The following is a 20802-nucleotide window of genomic DNA, read 5'->3' as shown; positions in this document are numbered from 1 at the left end:
GCCCTGGCTTACGTCTTTATCTATTAATCTATTTCACTTTTATCTCGCTAGCATTCTCAATTTTTTCAACAAACATGTTAAAGACACTGCGTTTTTCTTCCAGCTTTTTAAGCTGCAGCTTGAGCTCATTGTATTTTTCTTCAAATGGTTTTTGGTAAGTGGTCTTGATGTTGTTGATCATCTCTTCATTGATGGTGGATTGAATGACTTGTTTCGTGATCCCGAATTTATATGAATAGAGCTGGAGTTCGGTCTTAACCCTTTCGTACTCTTCATCGATCTCTTTTTTCTGTTGCTCTATTTCTTCTTTCCAGTCTAGCAGAGCGTTTTTTACATAGGGCTCCATTTTTTGCCTCCTTACAGCAATTCATTCTAGAACATTCCTTTTTATGTACTCCTTACACTATTTATCACGTCGCCGTCATTTATGGGGGTATTTTCATGGATTGACTAAATTTTTCCATCGACATATGATTGAATGAGATACGCAACGAAATAAAGGAAGAAAGGTGTGAAGGGTCGTGACATTATTTGCATGGGTTATATTTGGGGGCATACTCGGTGTCATTGTTTTGACTTCACTTCTTCAACATTTCGCTAATCGAAAATGGAAACTGGTCCATACCGCCTTTGGTCAGGAAATTATTTTAAGATTCTCTCCAAACTACAGGAAGATGGAGTGAAGTTCAAAGTAAAGATTCCACATCAGATGTTTCGAGACAGATCGTTTAACGACAATACGCAATACGATATTTATGTAAAAAATGAAGAGTTACACAGAGCGGCAGCTGCTATGCGGAAATAAGGAAAGGAGATCTTCATGACGAATACGAGATTCAAAGAAAGTATAAGGAATGAGGATGAATTAAGAGCCATGATGGGCAATCCGAGTGAAAGAGCTCGGAACAAAGTCATTTCTTACTTGGATGAACATTGTAGGGGATTCATCAAGATGTCTCCGTTTTTAGTGATGTCAACGTCAGATAGAGATGGCAACTGTGATAGCTCTCCACGAGGAGATGCACCAGGCTTTGTTCAGGTGATTGATAAACATTATTTAGTTATTCCTGACCGTCCTGGTAATAAGAGAATGGATTCGATGATGAACATGCTTGCAAATCCTAAGATCGGCCTCCTTTTTATGATTCCTGGACTTGAGGAAACGCTGAGAATCAATGGTGAAGCAACCATTATTAGAGATGATGACATTCTTGAACAGATGAAAGTGAACGATAAGACGCCATTGCTTGGAATCGCTGTAAGAGTGGAGCAATGCTTTATCCATTGTGCAAAAGCGTTTAAACGCTCAGGACTTTGGCATCCTGACACGTGGTATGAACCTGAAGAGCGTCCAAAACCGGCAAGAATCTTAGCCGCTCATGTAAACATGCCAGACATGACAGAAGAAAAAATCGCATCTGATCTGCAAGAAGGCTATAAAACAAGGCTTTATTAACAGAGAGCAGAATAGATAAAGAAATAATTGAAGGGTGAGGGGAAATTTGGGTTCAAGAATCATGCACTCCATTATTGGTTTTAAAATGGCAGAGGCACTATCGATAAAAGATAAAACCTCCTTTTTACTTGGAAGTATTGCTCCTGACGCTGTTTTTTCCCATGAAGAAAAAAACGTATCCCATTTCTTTATAGGTGAAGTACAAGATTATTCAAGAAGCATTGATTACCAAGGATTTTTACATAAATATCGTTTGCGAGCAGAAAGGGATTATATATTGGGGTATTTTTCACATTTAATCGCTGATGATATATGGCTAAAAGGTTTCTACCTTTCTTGGTTAAAAAACAGAATGGATGCTGATGAAGAATTATATAAGCTATATCATAATGATTTCCGATTACTGAATGGACAACTATTAGAATTCTATGGTTTTACAGATCAATTAAGAAAAACGTTTGCTCATTTTCCTGCAATTTCAGATTTGGAAGAGGTGAAGTCCAAAGATGTGGAAGAATTCGTTCCTTCTGTATTGGGTGATATGGCGTACGATAAGGAAGTGATGAATGATACACTTCATGTATTTACGTTTGATCAGATCGTTGGATATATAGAGACATCGGTTGATCAGGGGTTATTACATCTAAAACCTGTACTTACTTAAATCAAAACGCTTGGGGCAATTTAATGCAACCACAAAACTAGCCTTGCAAGACATAGGTGCTTTTGAAAGTGGTTGATTTTCGTTACAGGATGCTCGCTTTCCGTGGGGTGGGCGGTGAGCCTCCTTAACCCTTTGGACATTAGGAGTCTCACCTGTCCCACTTATCCCACAGGAGTCTCGCACCTTCAACTTAATGATAGTTGTAGAATGCTGTTCCCTCAGTCTTTGCTGCTCTTGAAAGTGGTTGATTTTCAGTTACTGGATGTTCGCTTTCCGTGTGGTGGGCGGTGAGCCTTAGTGGAAGATGGACATTCAGGAAAGTATTTGTGCTCCCCCGTCTCCAAGTAAGTGAACAATTTGAACAGTTTTGTACTACTTGAGCTTCTCCAGCCTAACGGGTTTGGAATTCTGTCTCTCATTTATTGTTTTTTACTGTAAACGCTTTTGGTGAGGAGGAATGTGTCTTTCTTTTAACTCTGTAAAAAGATTCGTACTTGACTCTTTAGGTGGTGGATCTGTTATTCTCTGATCTGTTGCTAGTTGCAAATGGTTTAGCAGCTGGTTGAGTGTTTGCTGGATGTTTTGTACATCTTCCTTCGTTGCATATTGTTTCTCTTCACGCAGTAAATACCCCAATTCTCCACTCGCTTCTATCGTAGCAAACTTCACATCTTCTATCTTTTTTATTCCCTTTTCTCTTAACCGCATTTCTAATGTATCTACCGTGAGTCTGAGCTTTTTCAAATTGTCCTGGAGTATTTCACCATGTTCAATAACGATTTTGGATTTTCCGGTAAATAGGGACTCGGTAACATTCCATTTTAACTGAACATACTCTATGAGGCGTAAAGTAATGATGAGCACTAACCCTACAAGAAACGTTACATACAGATTCTTTCCGCTTACTGGACGTATTAAGAGCGGGCCTAATGAGATCATGATAACCGTTTCAGCCGTTGTCATCTGTGAGAGCGATCGTTTACCAGAAAGTCGTATGAGAAGAATTCCAGCTAGAACAATAAAGGCTGCTTTCCATAATAAGCTTAAATCCAAAGCTGACCACCACCTAAATCTGTATGGTTTATAGCTTTTGAGAATATGGAAGTTCCTATACAGGATTAAAAAGATTACAAAAAACTTGGGTAACTTTCATAGTAACAAGTTGTCTTTAAAAAGAATAAGGTATATGGAATAAAATTTTTAGGAGGCAATCTTTTGCATTACGGTAAAGACAATGTAAACGCAGGTTACCATATGGCTAATGAAAATTACCATATGGCTGACAACATGCAGCACCACATGAAAATGTGTAAAGAGAATGTAGGGCGCTATTGCGAGGTGGAGATGACTGACGGAAATGTGTATCAAGGAAAGATCCACAGCTATGACAATGACAACATGTACATGATCATGGGTATGTCAGAACGAGACGGTGAATCTGATCGATTCTTTCCAGGCTTCGGATTTGGATTTGGTTTCCCATTCTTCGTACGTCCATTTTTCCCAGGATTCGGACTATTTGGGTTTCCGTTTAGACGCTTTAGACGCTTCAGACGCTTTTACTAATTTTCATAGAAAAATCCTTTGCTACGCATGCAAGGGATTTTTTGTTTAGTTCAAGAAATGGAAGTGAGTTTTTCCGGGGTGTGAGTTGACATTCTTTTTTTTATGAATTACAGTTAACTACATGGTTAACTATAAAAAACATAATCTTGATCAAGTGTTCTCTGTTTTATCGGATCCTACGAGAAGAGCAATCATCCAAGAGCTGTCTAGAGGTGAGAAAACCGTTAAAAAGATGGCGGAACCTTTTGATATGTCTTTACCCGCTTTCACAAAGCATTTGAAGGTTCTGGAAAATGCAGGCCTAGTATCTTATAGAAAGGTGGGAAAATATAAGTACTATTATCTTCACCCGAAAGGGATTGATTATGCTACAAATTGGCTGAATGAATTAAGCTCCTATTGGAAAGGTCAGTTAACAAGCTTGGAAAAGTACTTATTAGATTCAGAAGAGAATAAAGGAGGAAACAAGAATGATCACAATGAATAATACGCAAGATTTTACACTTCAAGTAAACCACTCGTATCCGGTAAGCAGAGAGCGAGTTTTCAATGCATGGACCAATTCAGAAGAACTAGCAAAATGGTGGGGTCCAGAAGGCTACACAACAACAATTGAAGAAATGAATGTCGAAGTGGACGGAAAATATAAGTTCAGCATGCATTCGCCTGATGGACACACTCATGTCCTGACAGGTCAGTATGTAGAGATCGTCCCAAATGAAAAATTAGTATTTACGTGGAAATGGGAAAATGGGGAGATTGAATTTCCAACGACAAAAGTGACCATTGATTTTGTAAAACAAGGTGACGCGACTGAAGTGGTTGTTACGCATTCTGATCTTCCAAGTGAAGAAGCTGCAAAAAATCATAACTTTGGTTGGACAAGTTCATTAGAAGTGAATTTGAAGCAATTCTTCGTTTAAATCTTAAATAAATACGAACGAGAGGAGATATCACAACATGAATAAAGAAAAATTACTAACACAATTTGAAATCATACGTGCCATCTCTACAAAATCCATTGTATCCATCACAGATGAGATGGCTGACGAAATTCCAGATGGCTACAGGAACTCAATCCGCTGGAATCTTGGGCATATATTAGCTGTCGCAGATGCTTTCTTGTTTAACTTTGCAGAAATTCCGATGTACCTATCTGAGGATCACTATGAAATGTTCAAATCAGGATCAAAGCCTGCAGACTGGAACACGGAGCCTCCAACTTTAAATGAGCTTTCCACCATGTTTAAAGAGCAGATGGACCACATGAAGAAGCATCTTGAAGGTCGTTCATTTGATGAAAAAACACCAAACACGTTTAACTTATACGGAAATCCTCAAGAGACACTAGGGGAAGTCGTGAACTTCTGTTTGTATCATGAAGGTTTCCACCTGGGGCTTATCAACGGACGTACAAGTCAACCCATCAAGCGTGCGCTAACGAGCTAAACGTTAAGGGGGAAAAGAATTTGACTGCTCTAGAAAAATACAATCAAATTGCCGAGCATTTAAAAGTTACGAAACATGCTGCGAAAGGTTCCATGTTTGGGGCGAAATGCATCAAAGTAAACCGGAAAGTGTTTGCCATGTTTTTTCAAGACGAAATGGTATTTAAACTTCCACCTGAAAGACATAACCACGTTCTATCTTTGGAAGGTACCCATTTATTTGAGCCCATGCCAGGTCGTCAGATGAAAGAGTGGGTCTCAGTACCAGACCAAGATTTATGGGAGAATCTTGCACTAGAGTCATTGAAGTATTTGGCTAAGTAGATTAAGCAAAACAATAAAAAATATGGGGAGTGTTTTTTTATGAAAGAGAACATGCTTTTTGACCAATTGGAATTCGCGCGTCATATCACTTTAAAAGTAGCTGAAGGGGTTACAGAAGAAAATGCGGACATCGTTCCTGAAGGATTTCCAAACTCTCTTCGCTGGCAGCTCGGTCACATTTTAGCTTCTGTTGAAGGAATAGTTTTTCATTTTGCCAATGAATCGGTTAACATGCCTGAAACATATGGTGCATTATTTGATAGAGGGACTCGACCTTCTGACTGGAATACAACACCACCGACGCTTGAAGAAATCAAGTCGTTGCTTGCTAAACAAATGAGCCGTGTTAAAGAAACATTTGAAGGACGACTGGATGAAAAGCTTGCGAATCCACTTCCTCTTGGACCAACTATGCAGTTAGAAACAATTGGTGAACTGATCGGGTTTGCTGCCTTTCATGAAAGTGAGCATATCGGAGTCATGAAATCGTTAAAAAATGCCGTTAAAGACGCATCAGTCGTAAACGGGTAAAGAGATCAATTCAGATATTCACTTTTAAAAATCGTTACGGAAAGGATGAGCCGTTTTGTCTAATGACGTTCAATATAAGCTAACATTGCCTGTTTCTGCTGAAAAAGTTTATAAAGCTGTCGCAACAGAAGAAGGTGTGCGGGATTGGTGGACGAAATTTGCAGATGTCGGCACAAAAGTCGGTGATCTGGCAGAATTCCGTTTTCCGCATGCAGGCTTTTATGCAGAAGCAAAAATTCAATCCCTAATACCAAACAAGCTTGTGGAATGGAACGTCATTGATTCCATGCATCCAGAACAGACAGGGTTTCTTAACTTAAGAGACTGGGTTGGAACGACGATAAAATTTGAAATCGAAAGCAAGGCAGAAGAAGAATCGGTATTACACTTTACGCATATAGGTTTATCTGAAAAACTGGAATGCTTTGAAGCTTGCGAAAGAGGATGGTCGTCCTATTTATCAAGCTTGGAGCAGCTTCTTGTCCGGGGAGTAGGAAAACCGTATACAGATGATTCGACTAACAACATAAAAAAATTACAGAACAAGAAATAATGTAAAAGACCGGCAGCGAAATTGTTGCCGGTTTTCTGTATGAATAAGAACTGACAAAGTAGTATTCGTCTACCTTTATCATTTCTTTAATTCGTTTTCCTTTGTTAATCATCTATTCTTTTTTTCATTAGTAAATACTGGCCACTGAAAACAATGAAAACTACAAGGAGAGAAAAGTTAAATAGATTTTTAAATGAATAACTAATAAAATCCAAATTATTTATCAACAGAATCATAAGTAGTGGTATAACCCCAATTATCCTACGGTGTTGGTTAATCAACTTCTTCAACCTCTTTCAGTTTTTTTCCCAATCATAGACTGTTTTTCTTGAGAGCCTTTCTTTGTGTGAACCAATAAATGATTAGTACCATAAGTAAAAATTCAAGAAGAGAATCGATAAACGAAACTAGTTCTTCTATGTTACTATTATATATGGAAATGTTTAACTTTTGGAGGAACACAATGAAACAAAATAATACGTTATCGAAAAAATTCACCATCGACTGCGGAGATATCTACTTAAGAGAATTTACGGTTGAAGATGCTATAGATATTTATAACATTGCTTCAGAAAAAGAAATTTCTACATTTTTGCCAGACTGGAAATCAACGAAGGAACAGCGTCTGGATTGGGTCACAAACTATGAGATACCCGCAAATAAGGAATTCTTAAAAGCCGTTTCTGGAACACCTGCTGTTAGAGGTGAATTTTTGAAATTAGGAATCATTCTAAAAGAGACAGGGAAGTTTATAGGCTGGTGCTGTACGGGTATCAAGGATGATTTACCTGAGCCGAATAGAGAGATCATGTATGCCATATCTGAGAATTTTCTAAACAGAGGATTTGCGACAAAAGCATCTAAAGGGCTGATCTCCTTCTTATTTAAAGTAACAAATTTGGAAACACTGAACGCCGTAGCACTCACACACAATCACTCTTCTAACAAAGTTATTGAAAAATGCGGCTTTCGTTTTGTAGGTAATATGGAGATCGGCAAAGATGCTTATTATTATTATCGCCTTCAAAAAAATGAATGGGCTAAGCAGAACCGTTGATCAGGTGGTGGAGGTATGAACATTGAAGAAACTTATGCTTGGTAGCGATAGTCAAAAACATTTAGAAAAGGGGAAGTGGTTATGAAAAAAGCGGTGATTTTTGATTTTGATGGAACACTCGCTGATACGCTGCCGGTTTGTTTTTACGCTTTTCAACAGGTATTTAGGAAATTTGATTCAACCGAACTTTCTTCTGAGGAAATTAAAGCGATGTTCGGACCTTCAGAAACAGGAATTATTAGAAATAATCTGACTCATGAAAGCAAAGACGAAGCAATTGAGTTGTATTATGACATGTATTTGAAACATCACGATGAACTCGTTAAAAATGATCAGGATATTGACGACCTGTTAACACATCTAAAAGAAGAGGGCTACCAACTAGGAATTGTAACGGGAAAAGCTAGACGGAGTTTAGATATTTCATTAGCAGCTCTCCAAATGGAAAACTTCTTTGATGTAATCATGACGGGTGATGATGTTGATAATCCGAAACCACATCCAGAAGGGATATTTATGGCTTTACATCTTTTGGGTATAAAAAACGAAGAGGCGCTTTTTATTGGAGATAGTGAAGCTGACATCCTAGCAGGGCTTGCAGCAAAGGTAACGACAATCGGAGTGCATTGGCTACCTGAATACCAGACAGAAGATTTTACCGTTCAACCTGATAGAATGTTTAAAAGTGTGAAAGAATTCCAGGAAGCATTTTCTAGGAAATGGTCGATTACGAAATCTTTATAAAAGTAACAAAAAGTGCTGATTTCGGATGGTGGAATGCGAGAGACTGAGGGATTTTAAGGAGGAAGCATGAAAGAATCGTTTAGGGAGTTTATAGAAAAATTCAAAGAAACATGGAGAAATTCCTCTATTTCAGAGTTAAGAGAAATGATTTGTAACAATTACGAGGCACAAGAAATTAGAAATCAGGAAAAAGTGAACTTTGGTTACAAAGAATCAATAGATGGCTGGGAACAAGCTTTCAATTATGTTAAAAATCATGATGCAGAGTGGATGTTAACCGAAGTGGGGGTTATTCCATTAAGAAATGATGAGGTAATGGTCATATTATGGGCTACGCTCGTTGTTGATGGGAAAAAATTAGAAACCGCAAATTTGTTTTTTGAAACATTTCGATATGAGAATGGTGATTGGAAATTAGTAAGAAGTTATATTGAAGCAGGATTACCTCTAGAGAAGATGGTAGACTTGGGAACTAGTGATTTGATCTTAAAAGAGAAGAGATAGAGATCCTAGTGTTACCAAACAGTTTGTTTTTAGAAGAAAAGAAGAGCTCTCAAGAGTATTAGAGATTACGAATCAACAAAGTATTCTGGAGGAATGTAGCATATGAAAATAATTGATACTGTTTCCTATTTTACTAGTAATTTTCATCCTTCTTTAGAATTTTTAAAGAGCTACTATGAGAAGTATCCACAAATATTTCAAGAATATTTTACGTATCACTGCAAGAACACCGAAGAAAGACTTAATTTATCCATAGCAAAATACTCTGAGTGTTTTTCATTAATACGACAGGTTCATGAAGCAATAATCCCAATTATTAAAGAAGTATCTGAAGAATACTACCGGTTGTACCAAATTACATTTCCGGTTGATATCAATTTGATAGTTGGAGGATTCGGATCAAATGCCTATACACACAGACAAATTATTCCTAACATCACCTTTGCATTAGAGAAACTCTCTCCAGACCCTGACCATTTAAAAACAATCGTAGCACATGAATTTGGTCATGCTGCACAAAACATCATATCAAATGAAGCGGGTATGGATTGGTCAAAACTTAAATGGAACAATCCTCTCACATGGCTTAACCAAGAAGGAGCAGCTACTCATTTTTCCAGACAAACAGCAGTTAATTTACACCCTTCTATTTATTTTTCATTTAACGGTGAAGGCTATGATTGGTTAACATTTGCAGTGAAAAATAAAAAAGAAATTTTTGAAGAGTTTGCAAAAGATTATGCTAACCTATCTCCCCAATCACTGTTTCAGGAATGGTTTTCAATCAATGGTGGTAAAAAATTTGGTTATAGTAGGTTAGCCTATTATGTTGGAGATCAATTTTTCCAATATCAAATAAATAGATTAGGCGAATTAAATGCTGTAATTGCCTGGAAAGAAGAAGAATTTGAAGGACAAATTAAAGAATGGATAGATCAAAAATCGGTGGCTTCAGGTATATAAAAAAACCACCAAAAGATTTTGGCGGTCTTATTGGACTATTGCCCTTCATGCAGAAAGTTAGTTGCACTTAACAAATTTCCATCGGGATCCTTAAAACCAAAACCGCCTACTTCATTAGAATTAACGTTTAGGGGACCGACTTCTATGTTTTTCTCTTTTAGCCAAGTATAGAAATTCTTTAATTCAGGTGTATAGAAATCGATTATGCTATGTACTACATCATTATTTGTGTTTTTAAATGCAATCCCTTTACCTTCTGCTGGATCAGTTTCAACTAAAAAAAACGTCGGGACTCCTTTTTTCTTAAACGTAAGCATCGCGTTTTTCTCGCCTTTAAATTCGACCTCAACACCTAGAACCTCTACATAAAACGCTATTGAATTTTCAAGATTACTTACAGGCACTTCAAGAGTAGCAACATGAGAAACAAATGTGGACATAGGAACCTCCTAAAAAAATTTCTAAACTATATTTCGCTATTTATGAGTACACTCCTGCAAAAAGTCTTAAAGTACACTTTAACGTAAATTGTTATTGACAGATTTTCCAATAAGCCCTATGATAAGTAAAAGTTTTCCATATAAGAAACGCTGTGATTAGGAGTAGTAAGGAGTGTCTGTTGTTAAGAGAGCTGCTGATTTGGTGAAAGGCAGTCAATCAAATTCCCGAACTCGCCTAGGAGTGGTCAGGCTGATTTTATAGGTTTGAACGGTTAACTCCCGTGATAGAGTCTTGAGAAGATTTGCAGTATAGATGTAGGCAAATCAAGAAGAGTGGTACCATGTTAGGATTAGCCTATCGTCTCTTTAGAGATGATGGGCTTTTTTATTTTATAGGGAGTGATGAAAATGGAAGATTGTTTTATCTGTAACAAGCATAAAGGTAATTTGGAGACATCAGGAGTTATGATCTTTGAAGACGATTTTGTATACGTCGGCCATATTGATAACGGTGAAAAACCTTCTTATTTAGGACATATTATGATTGACCTTATGCGGCACGCTCCTTCTCTAGGTGACATGACAATGGATGAAGCTAAAGCGTTCGGCGTCATCATGGCAAGAATAAGTAAAGCCATCAAAGAAACGGAGAATGCTGAACATATTTATTCCGTCGTTTCAGGTAATTCTGTTCCTCATCTGCATATGCATATTATTCCGCGCTATCAAAATACGCCTAAAGAACATTGGGGTCCGTGGGAAGTGTACGATTGGCCGGAAGCCCCTTTTGGGAAGAACGATGAGATTGTTAAAGTGTGTGAGCGGATAAAGAATTATTTGGAGGAACATCCTTATGAATGAGTGGAGCCGGACGGGTAGTGAGAAGCATTTCGTTGATAACTTAGATGTAAGTTTAATAGGTTCCATTGCAGTGGGCAGGTTCGGTGGAAACTCTTCAGTTGGACAGTATAAAAACGAAGATGGGTGCCTGGTTTGGATGAATGAAAGTGCCGATTGGGAGTTCTCTATGATTCTTGATGGCCACAAGACCGCGTCTAGTGTTGAGTTGGTGATTAATCAATTTAATAAAAACAAACATGAGATTCAGAGGGTGCTGTTGTTGCCAGTGGGTGAGGCGTTAAAAAGAATGGATACCCTTATTTTAGACGTTTTTCAAGAACCCGATTTCATGGAGGCATGTCGAAGAACGATAGGAGAAACGGCTTGTATGATCGTGATTCGAAAAGAAAAATACTTGTGGTGGTTTTCAATTGGAGACTGCATTTTGCATATGTTTCATCCAGAGCTGATTGCGCTTGGTGAAAGACAGTTGAATCAGAGAAGCTTTTACGAATGGGTGGGTGAAGTCAATACGTTTGAGATGGCTGTTCCTTGTTACAGCACTGGAAAAAAAGAATTACGGCATGGTGATAACTGGATTTTTATGACAACGGATGGATTGACAGAATGTCCGGGTGTATCGTTTGCAGATCCTAAAGCGGTAGAAGATGTTTGTAAAGGTGTCAGTGTTCATGAAGGAGTCCAGAAATTATTAGAAGAAGTAAAAAGAAGCGGTGTGAGGGACAGTACAACAATTATCTCTTGGTGTGTTAATATTGAGGAAACGGCTACTATGCCTAGTGATCTTTGATGAATGTAAACTGTAGCTGTTTCCTCAGTTTATGCTAATAAGAATTGTGAATGAGTAAATTGTGAGTTATCTCACTTCCAGATAATGCTGCAGGACACGTGGCGGGAAGAATTTAAGAGGCAGTGGACGTAAGGAAACTATAATGGTTGGAGGCATTATAAGATCATGTTGTGCTTGTTTTAAATGGTTATACATGCCTTTTCCGGCAACTGAATTCGCCGAGTGTATGGTAATGCGATTTGCGAAAAGTTTCTCTTCTATCATGATTTGGACAAGCATGGTGCCATTTCTAGTTTTACTCAACAGGTCATGGTCCAATGACAGATGTTCGATATCGAATTTTCGCAATAGTTCAATGCACTCGTCGATGGTCTCGACAAATACATAACCCTCTGGTGGACTACGGTAATCGTCCATAAATACACTGATTTTCTCCATTTTCTTGCACTCCCTTCCATGAACGGAGGGTGACTAAGAAAAGTCGAAAGCCCTAAGTTTTAGTAATATAACTATCATAACATACTTAGTTATAAAAGAAAAAGAAACTGTAAATTACTGGCATAATCCTTCGATGGTTGGTGAAATATGACCCATTGTATTGTAGAAGAGATATGACTCTATTAAGTAGCAATATGTAGTGAACGTCTTCATTGATGGTAAGTTGGTGAGCCGATCTGAGGCTGTATAAGGTACTCAAGTAAACGTTGACTGTATGATAGGAGAATAGCAAATTGGGGAATATGGATAAGCGAAAACGGTTGGAAGAAGAGGTTTTTACTTATAGGGTAACGAAGAACAGTACAATTTTTATTGAGTATAACGGCAAGACAGTAACGACATTAAAGGGTAAGGAAGCGGAGAAAATTCTGAAGAGAATCGAGCAAGCCTCAACAGATCATGAAGTGCAGCTGATTCTAGCAAAAGTGACAGGCAACTTTAAAAGAGGTAATGAGAAGAACGCCTCTAAGAAAAGGCATGAGGACGTATAGAGTGAGACGCTCACGAACAGGAGGATAGACGATGACTGTTGCAGGTATTCTCTCCTACACCATCGTTTTTTAAACGCAAGATGCCTTCTAATAAATATACGCCTTATGATGACATCACAATGGGGAGACAGATTGATGTGATGAAGGACTAGCACATTTACGATACAAAACACGAGATTGAATATAGAGAAGAAATGAGGAATGAAAATGAACCAAAGTATTGATGTAAAACAAATGCTATCTGGACAGAACATTTATATTAGATTACTACATGTTGATGATGCGGAAGAAATGCTGCAACTATTGGTCGAAAACAAAGAGTTTTTTCAAAAGTTTGCAATGGAACGCTCTGCTGATTTCTACACTCTTGAAAGTCAGCAGAAACGGCTGCAAACGCTCGTTGAGAACGCTGAGCAGGATATGGACTATTTCTTTGGTATTTTTACAAATGAAGATGATTTGATTGGTACGATTAATCTGTTCGCAGTCATGCGCGGATCCATTCAAAGTGCGTTTGTTGGATATTTTTTAGATGAAAAGCATAATGGAAAGGGCTTTACGACTGAAGCCTTGAAGATGATTGTCAAATACGCGTTTGAAGAATTAGATCTACATAGGGTTGAAGCAGGAGTCATGCCTCATAATAAAAGTTCCATTCGGGTGTTAGAAAAAGCAGGCTTTGAAAAAGAAGGGCTCGCCCGCAAAAATGTAAAGATTAACGGAAAGTGGGAAGATCACCAGTTGATGGCGATTATTAATCCGGCTGATTAGAAGTTGGTTTGTCATTTTGGTCCTATTAATCGGATTAGTTGGTTGCAATGAGAAAAAGTTGCTTCGAATTGATTATCAGAAAGGCAAGAATCGTTCAGAGGAAAATAAGATCGTAGATGAGAACGAGATTAAGACGATTGAGAGAATCATGAGTAAGGTGGAATGGGAAAACGCCAAGGTGGAGATGACGAGAAAAGAAGACGTGATGCTTACATTCTTTTATCAGTTGGATCCGAACGAACCTGAAAAATTAGAAGAATATCGGATTTGGTTTAATCAGGATATGAATACTGGAATTGTTGACTCAAATCAGAATAGGCATGGCGAGCTGGATGAATCGGATGCCGTAAAATTGAAGGAATTCATTAAGTGATGAGGGAGTCCAGGTGGTAGGTTCTTGAGCGTCTTGATGCCCCAGTGTATGGGAGATTTAACGAATGCAGTATATGGTAGGCCTGCATACTTGATGATAAATGTAAAAATTCTTTGCACTCCTTATTGGTTATATCGGTTGAGATGAGGAGTGCGTAATCCATAAGAGCACGAATATGAGCATTCTTCGATGTATGTTTACATTTTATACATTGCCAATTAGCTGAGATTCGTTCCATCCTTGTGTGGCATTCAGAACATAAGACACCTGTAATTAACTCACTTTTATCAATTCCATAATATTCTAGAATATCTGGATTATAGGGTTCATGGAGTTTCATTAATATTCTATGAATCCTTTTTTTCTCTTTCAAGGTTAACACTTCCTTTTTATATTTTTGATCAAATTCTTGAAATTTTTGTTGTATTCGTGAACTTTTAACGATCGTGCTTATTGTTTGTGAACTATGTATATAGGTTCGGGGATTGGTAAGAACCACGAGAGTTTCAATAGGAACTTCGGGTATTTTATGTTGATTGAGTATTTTGGATAAATGAAAAGATTGTCTCTTTACTTGCTCTATGGGGTCATCAAAGATATCTTCTTTATCGTTGAATTTGCGAATTAATTGTCCATATTTATCATCAAAATAGAGGTGTCCGGCATAATTCTTTATTTCTAAAAGAATAATGAATTTGGAAGTAATGATGAGAGTGTCCATTTGAAAGTAAAAATTCATATGAAGTATTCGAATATTGTGGATAAATTGAACGTCTTGAGGTAAGTACCGGTAAAAGTACTCCAAAGATTTCTCACCGTTTAATCCTGCAAGATGTTTTGCCAGATGTTCTTCAAGTTTTTCGCAAATTTTTGAGTGTTTTGCCACTCTTTTAAGTGCCACTTCTAACTTTTGAATAACCAAAGGATTTTGATGAGGGCTTTTTATAAAAATTCCTCCTTTGCAAGTAATGAATTTAGTTTATAAGGAGTTGTAAAGGGCATCAAAAGTGGATGTTCTTAATGCTGTCATTTTCTAAAGTCATTTATCACATAATTGCTTAGGGTAAACACATAATTTCAAAGCAACATCACATAAGAAATTGAGTCAATCATATAAAAATAGCATCTCATCACATATTTAACCAATTTATTCTAATTACCACTAAGGAATTTCGTTAGATTGCATCTGACCTGTAGTATAATCAGCCTTTCTGCTCTATACTAAGTAATAGAAAGTGCATGGAGTGATAATGATGAGTAAAGCAAAAGCAAATAGCAACAAGAAGAGCGGGGTAGGTCAGGGAACTGGCAAGAAGGGCTGGAACCGTTGGAAATCGAGCGGCAAGAAAAAGGGACCTAAACCGTATGTAAGTAAAGGCACGAAAAAACAAGAGGAACCTAAGGAAAATCAGGATAACTAATTTGACTTAAGAAAAGTCGATAAAAGCTAGTTCACCATTTAAAGGGGAGTTGGCTTTTTTTATTTGGATAAAAGTTATATTTTCATCCCCACCGCAATAAGATTAAATATCAATTTGTAGTAGGGGGACGAGCTGTGGGTAACAAAGTGGATTATTCAATTTCTGAGGACTTGGTGATCAAATACAACACGCTCAATGAGAGGAAAAAAGAGGTTGAAAAGGAATTAGATGAGCTTAAAAAAGTATTTCATATGTATTTCGATAACGTGGTTGGGCCCAATCAAAAAGGTGAAATTACTGTTAATCAATACAAGCTGCAAAGGCAGATCAGGAAAACAGAAAAGTTTCATGATGAGAAGACGGTTCATCGACTAGAAGAATTGAACATGAATGAGCTGATTCATCTCGTAAAAAAACCGGACGAGGAAAAAGTGAAATCTGCGCTTACTCTAGGCTTTATTAATGAAGAGGATTTGGAAGACTGTATCATCAAAAGTGCATCTCAAGCGATTGTGGTCAAACCGATTAAAAAGTGAAGCTGTCATGGGACAGCTTTTTTCTTTTATAAGGAACTGTAGACGGTATTGAGAATTGCCGATAGAATAACTATTAGAAAATATTTACATTGTGAGGCGGTGTTCGTTATCCATTTTTATTCCGTAAATCACTTTCCATCGATCTTAACAGAAAGTATTGCACTTATCCTAGTCAGCATCCTCGCTTACCGAATCTATAAAAAGCAAGACGAAAAGCCGAAGATCTGGAAAGTTCTTCTTTTATTAGTGGCAGGACTCTTTTCATTCTCTATTGATTGGCAGGTGTTTGGTACCTTTTTAAAGATTCCAATCTTGCCGCTTGGGGCTTGGATTTTGTATTTTTGGTTTAGAAACAAAGTGGAGAAGTGGGTTGCATACCGTCCATTTGCATGGTTAGGTTTTTTTGCCAACTTTATTTTTCTGGCTGCAACATTAGCTTCCATTCCGATTCACCATACGTTGTATCCAGAAAAGGAACTATCCACGTATATCTCAAAAGTGGAAGATCCAACAGTGATAACACTTCATCCGTCTGCAAGCAACGTTTCGCTTCAAAAAGGTGTGCTGAAAGAACAATTACATAAGATGAGACCTGAAACTATCGACAGTGATGGCTGGTATAACCAAATTGTCAATATAGATATTGAGCCTAAGGAACGACTAGAAAAGTTCCCCTATCAACTTTTTGGAACCATCCCTAAATGGGGAAGTGGTTTAAGAACATTGGTTTATGTGGAAAGGGACGGGCAAGGCATTTTACTTATAAGCCCCGAAAAGCAATTCTATTTTCGCTCAGATCAATCACTTCTAGTAAAAGGAGGGGGACAAGAGTGAAAAGAACAGTGTGGATACTGTTGGGCTTTATCCTATTTGCATTATTATCTGTAACCATCTATATGTACTTCTATTCAAAGCCAAGTGCTTTTTTGAATGACGATGAATTATTAAAGAAAATAAATAGTACCCATACTACCGCCAAGGCTGTTAGGATACAAGACACCATTTCTGTGGATGACTTTCATTACTTTGTGCCTTTTCAGTCTAAAACCGGAGGACATGGAACGAGTTATTGGGAGTGGAAAAAGAATAAGTGGCAAGTTTTAATGATTGATACTGTCGGTCAACCACTGCTATGGAAGGTTGAAGGAAAAACTCCTTCTACCTATCGTATTGTATGGAATCTGCACCCTGATGACAAGGTGAATTCCAGTCACTACTATTTAACCCGAGAAAGGGGTTATTTTATAACAGGTGACCAGGAAAATTATTTTCCAAAGGTGGAAATGGTTAAAAAGATCACACACGGTAAACAATCATATGGGGTAGTTAAACTGTCTAAAGAGTGGGTCTCTGTTATTGACTCATTGATAAAAATGGAATCCGTAAAACAAACCAATTTTTATGATCATTTTACTTTAAGCCGCTTTATGTATTTAGGTTGGACGCCATATGACCGTTCAGGTAACGAGGTAATAATTGAACACTCCGTCAATGGAAATGGATATCATGTAGATGACATTGATCTCGAGTTTGTCAGGTATATGGACGGAATAGAACTTGAACAATCTGGAGGAAAATAAAAACAGTGAGGCTTCCAAGCGGAAACCACACTGTTTTTTTATCATTACACATTAATATTCACCATTTGATTACGGATAAATTCGTTATTGAAGCAAACAATAAAGATAAAGCAAACGATCTAACGATTACAAGGATTGTGATTTTTTTACATGAGTGAAAATCATTTTTTTTCGCAAATTAAGATTGTTCCACCTAATAAAATATGTACGAAGGAGGTAGGTATACGAATGAATTTCATGCGCATGCTTTTAAGTTTAGGCAATATGCCCATTTTTCAACAGATGACTCGAACGAGAAGAAAGAATAGAAATAATGGAATGATGTTCACGATGTTACTTGTTTCCGTTGCTTTATCAATCTTTGGTATGACAAGAAGAGGTTATGGAAACGGACTCATGAACAAAGGCCTGAACGCCATGACAAACATGTTCCGAAACAATAATGCAATGACCAATCTTGTTCCTAATAAAAATCCGATGAATTTTGCACAGTTTGAATTCGGGAAAGAATTGATCAACATGAAGAACAATTTTAACAAGAAACAACAGAAGTAGTAAAACAAAAACAGTGGGGCTCCTAAACGGAAACCACACTGTTTTTTCATCTATTCTGCTTTCTGCAAGGCGGGTTCAGAGTTTTTGATTCTCTGTAAAATGCCTTGGATGGATGTGTACTCATCGTACAGAAAAACGATTGTGTCGCCTGGCTGTGAGTGCTGCCAAGCTTGTAGCATTGCTTCAGGTTCTTTCGGATACACATGGACCCTTGGTGAATGGTTTGTTTCTTTTACACCGGAATAGAGAAGATGGACGGTTTCACCAGGTATTCGGCCACGCAGGTTTACGTCTTCTTTGATAATAAAAATGTCTGAATAGCGGCCGAAGATTCGACCCATCTCTTGGATGGTCGTGTCTTTTCTGTCACCAGCAGCTGAACCGACAGTGATGATGCGGCCTTTGTTCAAATGTTCAACTGTTTCGAACAATGCTTTTAAACCAGCTGGGTTGTGGGCATAGTCAACCACAATGGTACGGTCATGAATGGTCTGCACGTTAAAGCGGCCGCGGTTTTGGTTTTCGGTCGGCATGAACGTAATGACTTTGCTGCGCAGTTCGGATAATGGACGTCCGAGTGAATGAGCGGCAGCAAGGGCTCCGAGTACGTTTGCACTATTATGTCGGGCCGCTCCGTTAATGGTTAACGGGATATGAGAAACGGGCAGGAATCTTTCTGCTTTTCTGTTCTCGCTATACATCACCCAATCGTTCTCGAGGTACCACACTTTAGAGCCGTTTTCTAATTGTGTTTGAATGACCGGATTTCTGTCAGATAACGAGAAGTAAATGACTTCGCCGTTCGTATGCTGAGCCATGTCTACACATCTCGGGTCGTCCGCGTTCAACACACAGGTTCCTTCGGGAAGAACTACTTCTGCTATCGTTTGCTTTAACTTCTTCAAGTCTTCTAACGTTTCCACACCATTTAACCCCAAATGATCTTCACTAATGTTGGTGACGATTCCAACGTTGCAATAACGGAATGCTAACCCTTCACGAAGCATGCCGCCTCTTGCAGTTTCAAGAACGGCAACATCAACAGAAGGATGGGACAGTACTTTGCGAGCACTTCTTGGGCCGCTGCAGTCGCCTTCATCCAGCTGCTGTTCACCGACCCATACGCCGTCAGAGCATGTAAGTCCAACGGTCACATTCTCTTTTTGTAAAAGGTGTGAGACAAGACGGGAAGTGGTTGTTTTCCCATTCGTTCCCGTAACCGCTACAACAGGGATGGCTGCTTCCTCTCGAGAAGAGAACAAATAGTCGACGATAGCGCCGCCTGCATCTCGGCTTTCTCCTTGAGAAGGATAAAGGTGCATGCGGATCCCAGGCGCGGCATTTACCTCTAGAATCGCCGCTTCTCCTTCAACAAAAGGAACCGTTACATCAGTCGAAAGAATATCGATTCCTGCAATGTCTAGACCGACTGCACTTGCAGCTTCGATGGCCATCTTTCGATAATGAGGATGCACGTCGTCTGTTACATCAATGGCAGATCCGCCTGTTGATAGATTCGCATTTCCCAGCACTTCAAGAGCTTCTCCATTTTTTAAAACAGAGTGTAGGGAATAGCCGCTTTTCTCCAGGTGAACCACAGTACGCTCATCCATAGGAATCTTGCTCATCGCTTTTTCATGACCATCACCACGCAATGGATTCAAGTTTTCCTCATCGATCAGCTCGCCAATCGTTTTGTAGCCGTCACCCTTTACGATTGGTGGAAGGCGGAGACTCGCGGCAACGAGTTCGTTGTTTACTACAAAAAAGCGATAGTCGTTTCCGGCATAATATCGTTCTAATATATAGTGTGTTCCTTCACTATACACACAGTGAAATGCAGCTAACAGGTCTTCATCATTTTGGATATTCGTTACGATGTTCTGACCTTGCCTGCCGTTAAGCGGCTTGATCACAAGCGGGTATCCGATTTTCTCTGCAGACTGAAGCAATTCATATTCATTGGATACCACATCACCTTTAGGAACAGGAAGTCCTGCACTTTTTAGAAGGGTTTTCGTCATATCTTTATCACATGAATTCTCAACAGCTAGATATGACGTCTGACTTGAAATGGTCGCTTGAACAGACTTTTGCTTTTTACCGGTTCCAAGGCGGAGGTAACTGTTCGTCCCGATTCGTTCCACAGGAATCTTGCGTTTTCGAGCCGCATTGTAGATCGCCTCTGTACTCGGACCTAATTTATGTAGATGATAAAGGTCAGAGGTATGCTTAATGAAAGGGTCCGCGCTGATTTCATGGCCGTCAAGTATCGCGGTTACAATTTCAAGCGCTGCTTCAAATGCGTAATAACCAGACTTAGGTTCTACATAATCATAGGTGACAAAATAGATGCCTTTTCGTTCACTCGTAATCGTTTTGCCGCGTTTTACAGAAATGCCGGCAAGATGCTGGATCTCGAGTGCGATGTGTTCTAATATGTGACCCATCCATGTGCCTTCATGAAGACGTTCCACGAATCCGCCTTCGTATCCTCGTGAACACGTATGGGTATGAAGAGAAGGAATAACTTGCAAGAGTTTTTCAGTAAAACCTGGTAATGTATGTGAAGGTTTTTCTTCAAATTCTTCTATATCAAGCTCAATCCAAATGGTTGGTTTGAAGCTGTAAAGATTTGGGCCAGTCAAATAATTAACGCGATTGATTTTCATTTAT

30 protein-coding genes and 1 other annotated feature are annotated in these 20802 nt (G+C 38.5%); of the genes, 24 read left to right on the top strand and 6 right to left on the bottom strand.

What is annotated here, in order from left to right:
• Window positions 1-28 precede the first annotated feature (28 nt).
• The gene (locus tag KUV80_RS08150; RefSeq protein ID WP_222462143.1) at window positions 29-346 is read right to left on the bottom strand and encodes a hypothetical protein; all 318 of its coding nucleotides are present in this window, start codon (window positions 344-346) and stop codon (window positions 29-31) included.
• Between the two features lie 333 nt (window positions 347-679).
• Here KUV80_RS08150 and KUV80_RS18735 point away from each other — a divergent pair, with 333 nt between their 5' ends.
• The 3 genes from KUV80_RS18735 to KUV80_RS08140 are packed head-to-tail and all read left to right on the top strand — an operon-like array spanning window position 680 to window position 2120.
• Window positions 680-805 carry a hypothetical protein gene (locus KUV80_RS18735; protein WP_276516608.1) on the top strand — a complete coding sequence of 42 codons (126 nt, stop codon included), beginning with the start codon at window positions 680-682 and terminating at the stop codon, window positions 803-805.
• A 15-nt stretch (window positions 806-820) separates the two neighbouring features.
• Window positions 821-1456 (top strand): pyridoxamine 5'-phosphate oxidase family protein, encoded by a 636-nt coding sequence (locus tag KUV80_RS08145; RefSeq protein ID WP_222462142.1) that lies wholly within the window; start codon window positions 821-823, stop codon window positions 1454-1456.
• A gap of 46 nt (window positions 1457-1502) precedes the next feature.
• Complete coding sequence (locus KUV80_RS08140; protein ID WP_222462141.1) at window positions 1503-2120, top strand: zinc dependent phospholipase C family protein; 618 nt, start codon at window positions 1503-1505, stop codon at window positions 2118-2120.
• 429 nt (window positions 2121-2549) lie between these two features.
• Here the strand turns inward: KUV80_RS08140 and KUV80_RS08135 are convergent, their stop codons facing one another.
• Window positions 2550-3173, bottom strand: coding sequence for a DUF421 domain-containing protein (locus KUV80_RS08135; RefSeq protein WP_246625049.1), 624 nt, complete (start codon window positions 3171-3173; stop codon window positions 2550-2552).
• 162 nt (window positions 3174-3335) lie between these two features.
• Here KUV80_RS08135 and KUV80_RS08130 point away from each other — a divergent pair, with 162 nt between their 5' ends.
• The 11 genes from KUV80_RS08130 (at window position 3336) to KUV80_RS08080 (ending at window position 9810) form a co-directional block, all read left to right on the top strand.
• Window positions 3336-3686: a hypothetical protein gene (locus KUV80_RS08130; RefSeq protein WP_222462140.1), complete on the top strand. Its 351-nt coding sequence runs from the start codon at window positions 3336-3338 to the stop codon at window positions 3684-3686.
• A gap of 121 nt (window positions 3687-3807) precedes the next feature.
• Entirely contained in the window at window positions 3808-4173 is a 366-nt protein-coding gene (locus tag KUV80_RS08125) for an ArsR/SmtB family transcription factor (protein ID WP_222462139.1), read from the top strand.
• Window positions 4157-4609 carry an SRPBCC family protein gene (locus tag KUV80_RS08120; RefSeq protein WP_222462138.1) on the top strand — a complete coding sequence of 151 codons (453 nt, stop codon included), beginning with the start codon at window positions 4157-4159 and terminating at the stop codon, window positions 4607-4609. Before KUV80_RS08125 ends, KUV80_RS08120 begins: the two co-directional genes overlap by 17 nt.
• Before the next feature lie 37 nt (window positions 4610-4646).
• Window positions 4647-5135: a DinB family protein gene (locus KUV80_RS08115; protein ID WP_222462137.1), complete on the top strand. Its 489-nt coding sequence runs from the start codon at window positions 4647-4649 to the stop codon at window positions 5133-5135.
• A gap of 20 nt (window positions 5136-5155) precedes the next feature.
• Window positions 5156-5458: a TfoX/Sxy family protein gene (locus tag KUV80_RS08110; RefSeq protein ID WP_222462136.1), complete on the top strand. Its 303-nt coding sequence runs from the start codon at window positions 5156-5158 to the stop codon at window positions 5456-5458.
• Between the two features lie 39 nt (window positions 5459-5497).
• Window positions 5498-5989 carry a DinB family protein gene (locus tag KUV80_RS08105; RefSeq protein ID WP_222462135.1) on the top strand — a complete coding sequence of 164 codons (492 nt, stop codon included), beginning with the start codon at window positions 5498-5500 and terminating at the stop codon, window positions 5987-5989.
• A gap of 55 nt (window positions 5990-6044) precedes the next feature.
• Entirely contained in the window at window positions 6045-6542 is a 498-nt protein-coding gene (locus KUV80_RS08100) for an SRPBCC family protein (protein WP_222462134.1), read from the top strand.
• Window positions 6543-7005: 463 nt separating this feature from the next.
• Entirely contained in the window at window positions 7006-7599 is a 594-nt protein-coding gene (locus KUV80_RS08095; RefSeq protein WP_222462133.1) for a GNAT family N-acetyltransferase, read from the top strand.
• Between the two features lie 81 nt (window positions 7600-7680).
• Window positions 7681-8343, top strand: coding sequence for an HAD family hydrolase (locus KUV80_RS08090; RefSeq protein WP_222462132.1), 663 nt, complete (start codon window positions 7681-7683; stop codon window positions 8341-8343).
• Window positions 8344-8409: 66 nt separating this feature from the next.
• Entirely contained in the window at window positions 8410-8847 is a 438-nt protein-coding gene (locus KUV80_RS08085; protein WP_222462131.1) for a flavoprotein, read from the top strand.
• A gap of 102 nt (window positions 8848-8949) precedes the next feature.
• Window positions 8950-9810 (top strand): DUF5700 domain-containing putative Zn-dependent protease, encoded by an 861-nt coding sequence (locus tag KUV80_RS08080; RefSeq protein ID WP_222462130.1) that lies wholly within the window; start codon window positions 8950-8952, stop codon window positions 9808-9810.
• Window positions 9811-9845: 35 nt separating this feature from the next.
• Here KUV80_RS08080 and KUV80_RS08075 read toward each other — a convergent pair whose 3' ends face one another.
• On the bottom strand, window positions 9846-10250 hold the full coding sequence (locus KUV80_RS08075; protein ID WP_222462129.1) for a VOC family protein: 405 nt from the start codon (window positions 10248-10250) through the stop codon (window positions 9846-9848).
• Window positions 10251-10393: 143 nt separating this feature from the next.
• Window positions 10394-10619, top strand: a binding site (T-box leader).
• Between the two features lie 39 nt (window positions 10620-10658).
• Here KUV80_RS08075 and KUV80_RS08070 point away from each other — a divergent pair.
• Complete coding sequence (locus tag KUV80_RS08070) at window positions 10659-11111, top strand: HIT family protein (protein WP_222462128.1); 453 nt, start codon at window positions 10659-10661, stop codon at window positions 11109-11111.
• On the top strand, window positions 11104-11901 hold the full coding sequence (locus KUV80_RS08065; protein WP_222462127.1) for a protein phosphatase 2C domain-containing protein: 798 nt from the start codon (window positions 11104-11106) through the stop codon (window positions 11899-11901). Before KUV80_RS08070 ends, KUV80_RS08065 begins: the two co-directional genes overlap by 8 nt.
• A gap of 66 nt (window positions 11902-11967) precedes the next feature.
• Here the strand turns inward: KUV80_RS08065 and KUV80_RS08060 are convergent, their stop codons facing one another.
• Window positions 11968-12339 (bottom strand): cyclic-phosphate processing receiver domain-containing protein, encoded by a 372-nt coding sequence (locus KUV80_RS08060; RefSeq protein ID WP_222462126.1) that lies wholly within the window; start codon window positions 12337-12339, stop codon window positions 11968-11970.
• A 293-nt stretch (window positions 12340-12632) separates the two neighbouring features.
• Between KUV80_RS08060 and KUV80_RS08055 the strand changes: the two genes are divergently transcribed.
• The 3 genes from KUV80_RS08055 (at window position 12633) to KUV80_RS08045 (ending at window position 14034) form a co-directional block, all read left to right on the top strand.
• Window positions 12633-12890: a hypothetical protein gene (locus KUV80_RS08055; protein WP_222462125.1), complete on the top strand. Its 258-nt coding sequence runs from the start codon at window positions 12633-12635 to the stop codon at window positions 12888-12890.
• 234 nt (window positions 12891-13124) lie between these two features.
• Window positions 13125-13661, top strand: a complete 537-nt coding sequence (locus KUV80_RS08050; RefSeq protein WP_222462292.1) for a GNAT family N-acetyltransferase — start codon at window positions 13125-13127, stop codon at window positions 13659-13661.
• Between the two features lie 16 nt (window positions 13662-13677).
• Window positions 13678-14034: a hypothetical protein gene (locus tag KUV80_RS08045; protein ID WP_222462124.1), complete on the top strand. Its 357-nt coding sequence runs from the start codon at window positions 13678-13680 to the stop codon at window positions 14032-14034.
• Here KUV80_RS08045 and KUV80_RS08040 read toward each other — a convergent pair.
• Window positions 14027-14920, bottom strand: coding sequence for a nuclease-related domain-containing protein (locus KUV80_RS08040; RefSeq protein ID WP_222462123.1), 894 nt, complete (start codon window positions 14918-14920; stop codon window positions 14027-14029). The genes KUV80_RS08045 and KUV80_RS08040 overlap by 8 nt on opposite strands.
• Window positions 14921-15287: 367 nt before the next feature.
• On the opposite strand from KUV80_RS08040, the gene KUV80_RS08035 reads away from it, so the two are divergent.
• The 5 genes from KUV80_RS08035 to KUV80_RS08015 all read left to right on the top strand — a co-directional run bounded on the left by KUV80_RS08035 (window position 15288) and on the right by KUV80_RS08015 (window position 18126).
• Window positions 15288-15455: a DUF3934 family protein gene (locus KUV80_RS08035; protein ID WP_222462122.1), complete on the top strand. Its 168-nt coding sequence runs from the start codon at window positions 15288-15290 to the stop codon at window positions 15453-15455.
• Window positions 15456-15589: 134 nt separating this feature from the next.
• A complete protein-coding gene (locus KUV80_RS08030; RefSeq protein ID WP_222462121.1) occupies window positions 15590-15991 on the top strand; it encodes a hypothetical protein in 402 nt (133 codons plus the stop codon).
• A 48-nt stretch (window positions 15992-16039) separates the two neighbouring features.
• Window positions 16040-16825 carry a hypothetical protein gene (locus tag KUV80_RS08025; RefSeq protein WP_222462120.1) on the top strand — a complete coding sequence of 262 codons (786 nt, stop codon included), beginning with the start codon at window positions 16040-16042 and terminating at the stop codon, window positions 16823-16825.
• Window positions 16822-17571 carry a hypothetical protein gene (locus tag KUV80_RS08020; RefSeq protein ID WP_222462119.1) on the top strand — a complete coding sequence of 250 codons (750 nt, stop codon included), beginning with the start codon at window positions 16822-16824 and terminating at the stop codon, window positions 17569-17571. Before KUV80_RS08025 ends, KUV80_RS08020 begins: the two co-directional genes overlap by 4 nt.
• Before the next feature lie 228 nt (window positions 17572-17799).
• A complete protein-coding gene (locus KUV80_RS08015) occupies window positions 17800-18126 on the top strand; it encodes a hypothetical protein (RefSeq protein WP_222462118.1) in 327 nt (108 codons plus the stop codon).
• Window positions 18127-18176: 50 nt separating this feature from the next.
• On the opposite strand, the gene cphA is transcribed toward KUV80_RS08015, so the two are convergent.
• Window positions 18177-20798, bottom strand: a complete 2622-nt coding sequence (cphA, locus tag KUV80_RS08010; RefSeq protein ID WP_222462117.1) for a cyanophycin synthetase — start codon at window positions 20796-20798, stop codon at window positions 18177-18179.
• Between the last annotated feature and the right edge of the window lie 4 nt (window positions 20799-20802).

It is taken from the genome of Fictibacillus nanhaiensis, assembly GCF_019801215.1.
Lineage (GTDB): Bacteria > Bacillota > Bacilli > Bacillales > Fictibacillaceae > Fictibacillus > Fictibacillus nanhaiensis_C.
Note: the sequence above shows the minus strand (reverse complement) of the source record. Positions and strands in the feature narration are given on the sequence as shown.

Excerpts from the sequence above, each read along its gene's own strand:
- KUV80_RS08150 (WP_222462143.1), bottom strand. The coding sequence starts at position 346 with ATGGAGCCCTATGTAAAAAACGCTCTGCTAGACTGGAAAGAAGAAATA.
- KUV80_RS08145 (WP_222462142.1), top strand. The coding sequence starts at position 821 with ATGACGAATACGAGATTCAAAGAAAGTATAAGGAATGAGGATGAATTA.
- KUV80_RS08125 (WP_222462139.1), top strand. The coding sequence starts at position 3,808 with ATGGTTAACTATAAAAAACATAATCTTGATCAAGTGTTCTCTGTTTTA.
- KUV80_RS08120 (WP_222462138.1), top strand. The coding sequence starts at position 4,157 with ATGATCACAATGAATAATACGCAAGATTTTACACTTCAAGTAAACCAC.
- KUV80_RS08115 (WP_222462137.1), top strand. The coding sequence starts at position 4,647 with ATGAATAAAGAAAAATTACTAACACAATTTGAAATCATACGTGCCATC.
- KUV80_RS08105 (WP_222462135.1), top strand. The coding sequence starts at position 5,498 with ATGAAAGAGAACATGCTTTTTGACCAATTGGAATTCGCGCGTCATATC.
- KUV80_RS08095 (WP_222462133.1), top strand. The coding sequence starts at position 7,006 with ATGAAACAAAATAATACGTTATCGAAAAAATTCACCATCGACTGCGGA.
- KUV80_RS08090 (WP_222462132.1), top strand. The coding sequence starts at position 7,681 with ATGAAAAAAGCGGTGATTTTTGATTTTGATGGAACACTCGCTGATACG.
- KUV80_RS08085 (WP_222462131.1), top strand. The coding sequence starts at position 8,410 with ATGAAAGAATCGTTTAGGGAGTTTATAGAAAAATTCAAAGAAACATGG.
- KUV80_RS08080 (WP_222462130.1), top strand. The coding sequence starts at position 8,950 with ATGAAAATAATTGATACTGTTTCCTATTTTACTAGTAATTTTCATCCT.
- KUV80_RS08075 (WP_222462129.1), bottom strand. The coding sequence starts at position 10,250 with ATGTCCACATTTGTTTCTCATGTTGCTACTCTTGAAGTGCCTGTAAGT.
- KUV80_RS08070 (WP_222462128.1), top strand. The coding sequence starts at position 10,659 with ATGGAAGATTGTTTTATCTGTAACAAGCATAAAGGTAATTTGGAGACA.
- KUV80_RS08065 (WP_222462127.1), top strand. The coding sequence starts at position 11,104 with ATGAATGAGTGGAGCCGGACGGGTAGTGAGAAGCATTTCGTTGATAAC.
- KUV80_RS08060 (WP_222462126.1), bottom strand. The coding sequence starts at position 12,339 with ATGGAGAAAATCAGTGTATTTATGGACGATTACCGTAGTCCACCAGAG.
- KUV80_RS08050 (WP_222462292.1), top strand. The coding sequence starts at position 13,125 with ATGCTATCTGGACAGAACATTTATATTAGATTACTACATGTTGATGAT.
- KUV80_RS08035 (WP_222462122.1), top strand. The coding sequence starts at position 15,288 with ATGAGTAAAGCAAAAGCAAATAGCAACAAGAAGAGCGGGGTAGGTCAG.
- KUV80_RS08015 (WP_222462118.1), top strand. The coding sequence starts at position 17,800 with ATGAATTTCATGCGCATGCTTTTAAGTTTAGGCAATATGCCCATTTTT.
- cphA (WP_222462117.1), bottom strand. The coding sequence starts at position 20,798 with ATGAAAATCAATCGCGTTAATTATTTGACTGGCCCAAATCTTTACAGC.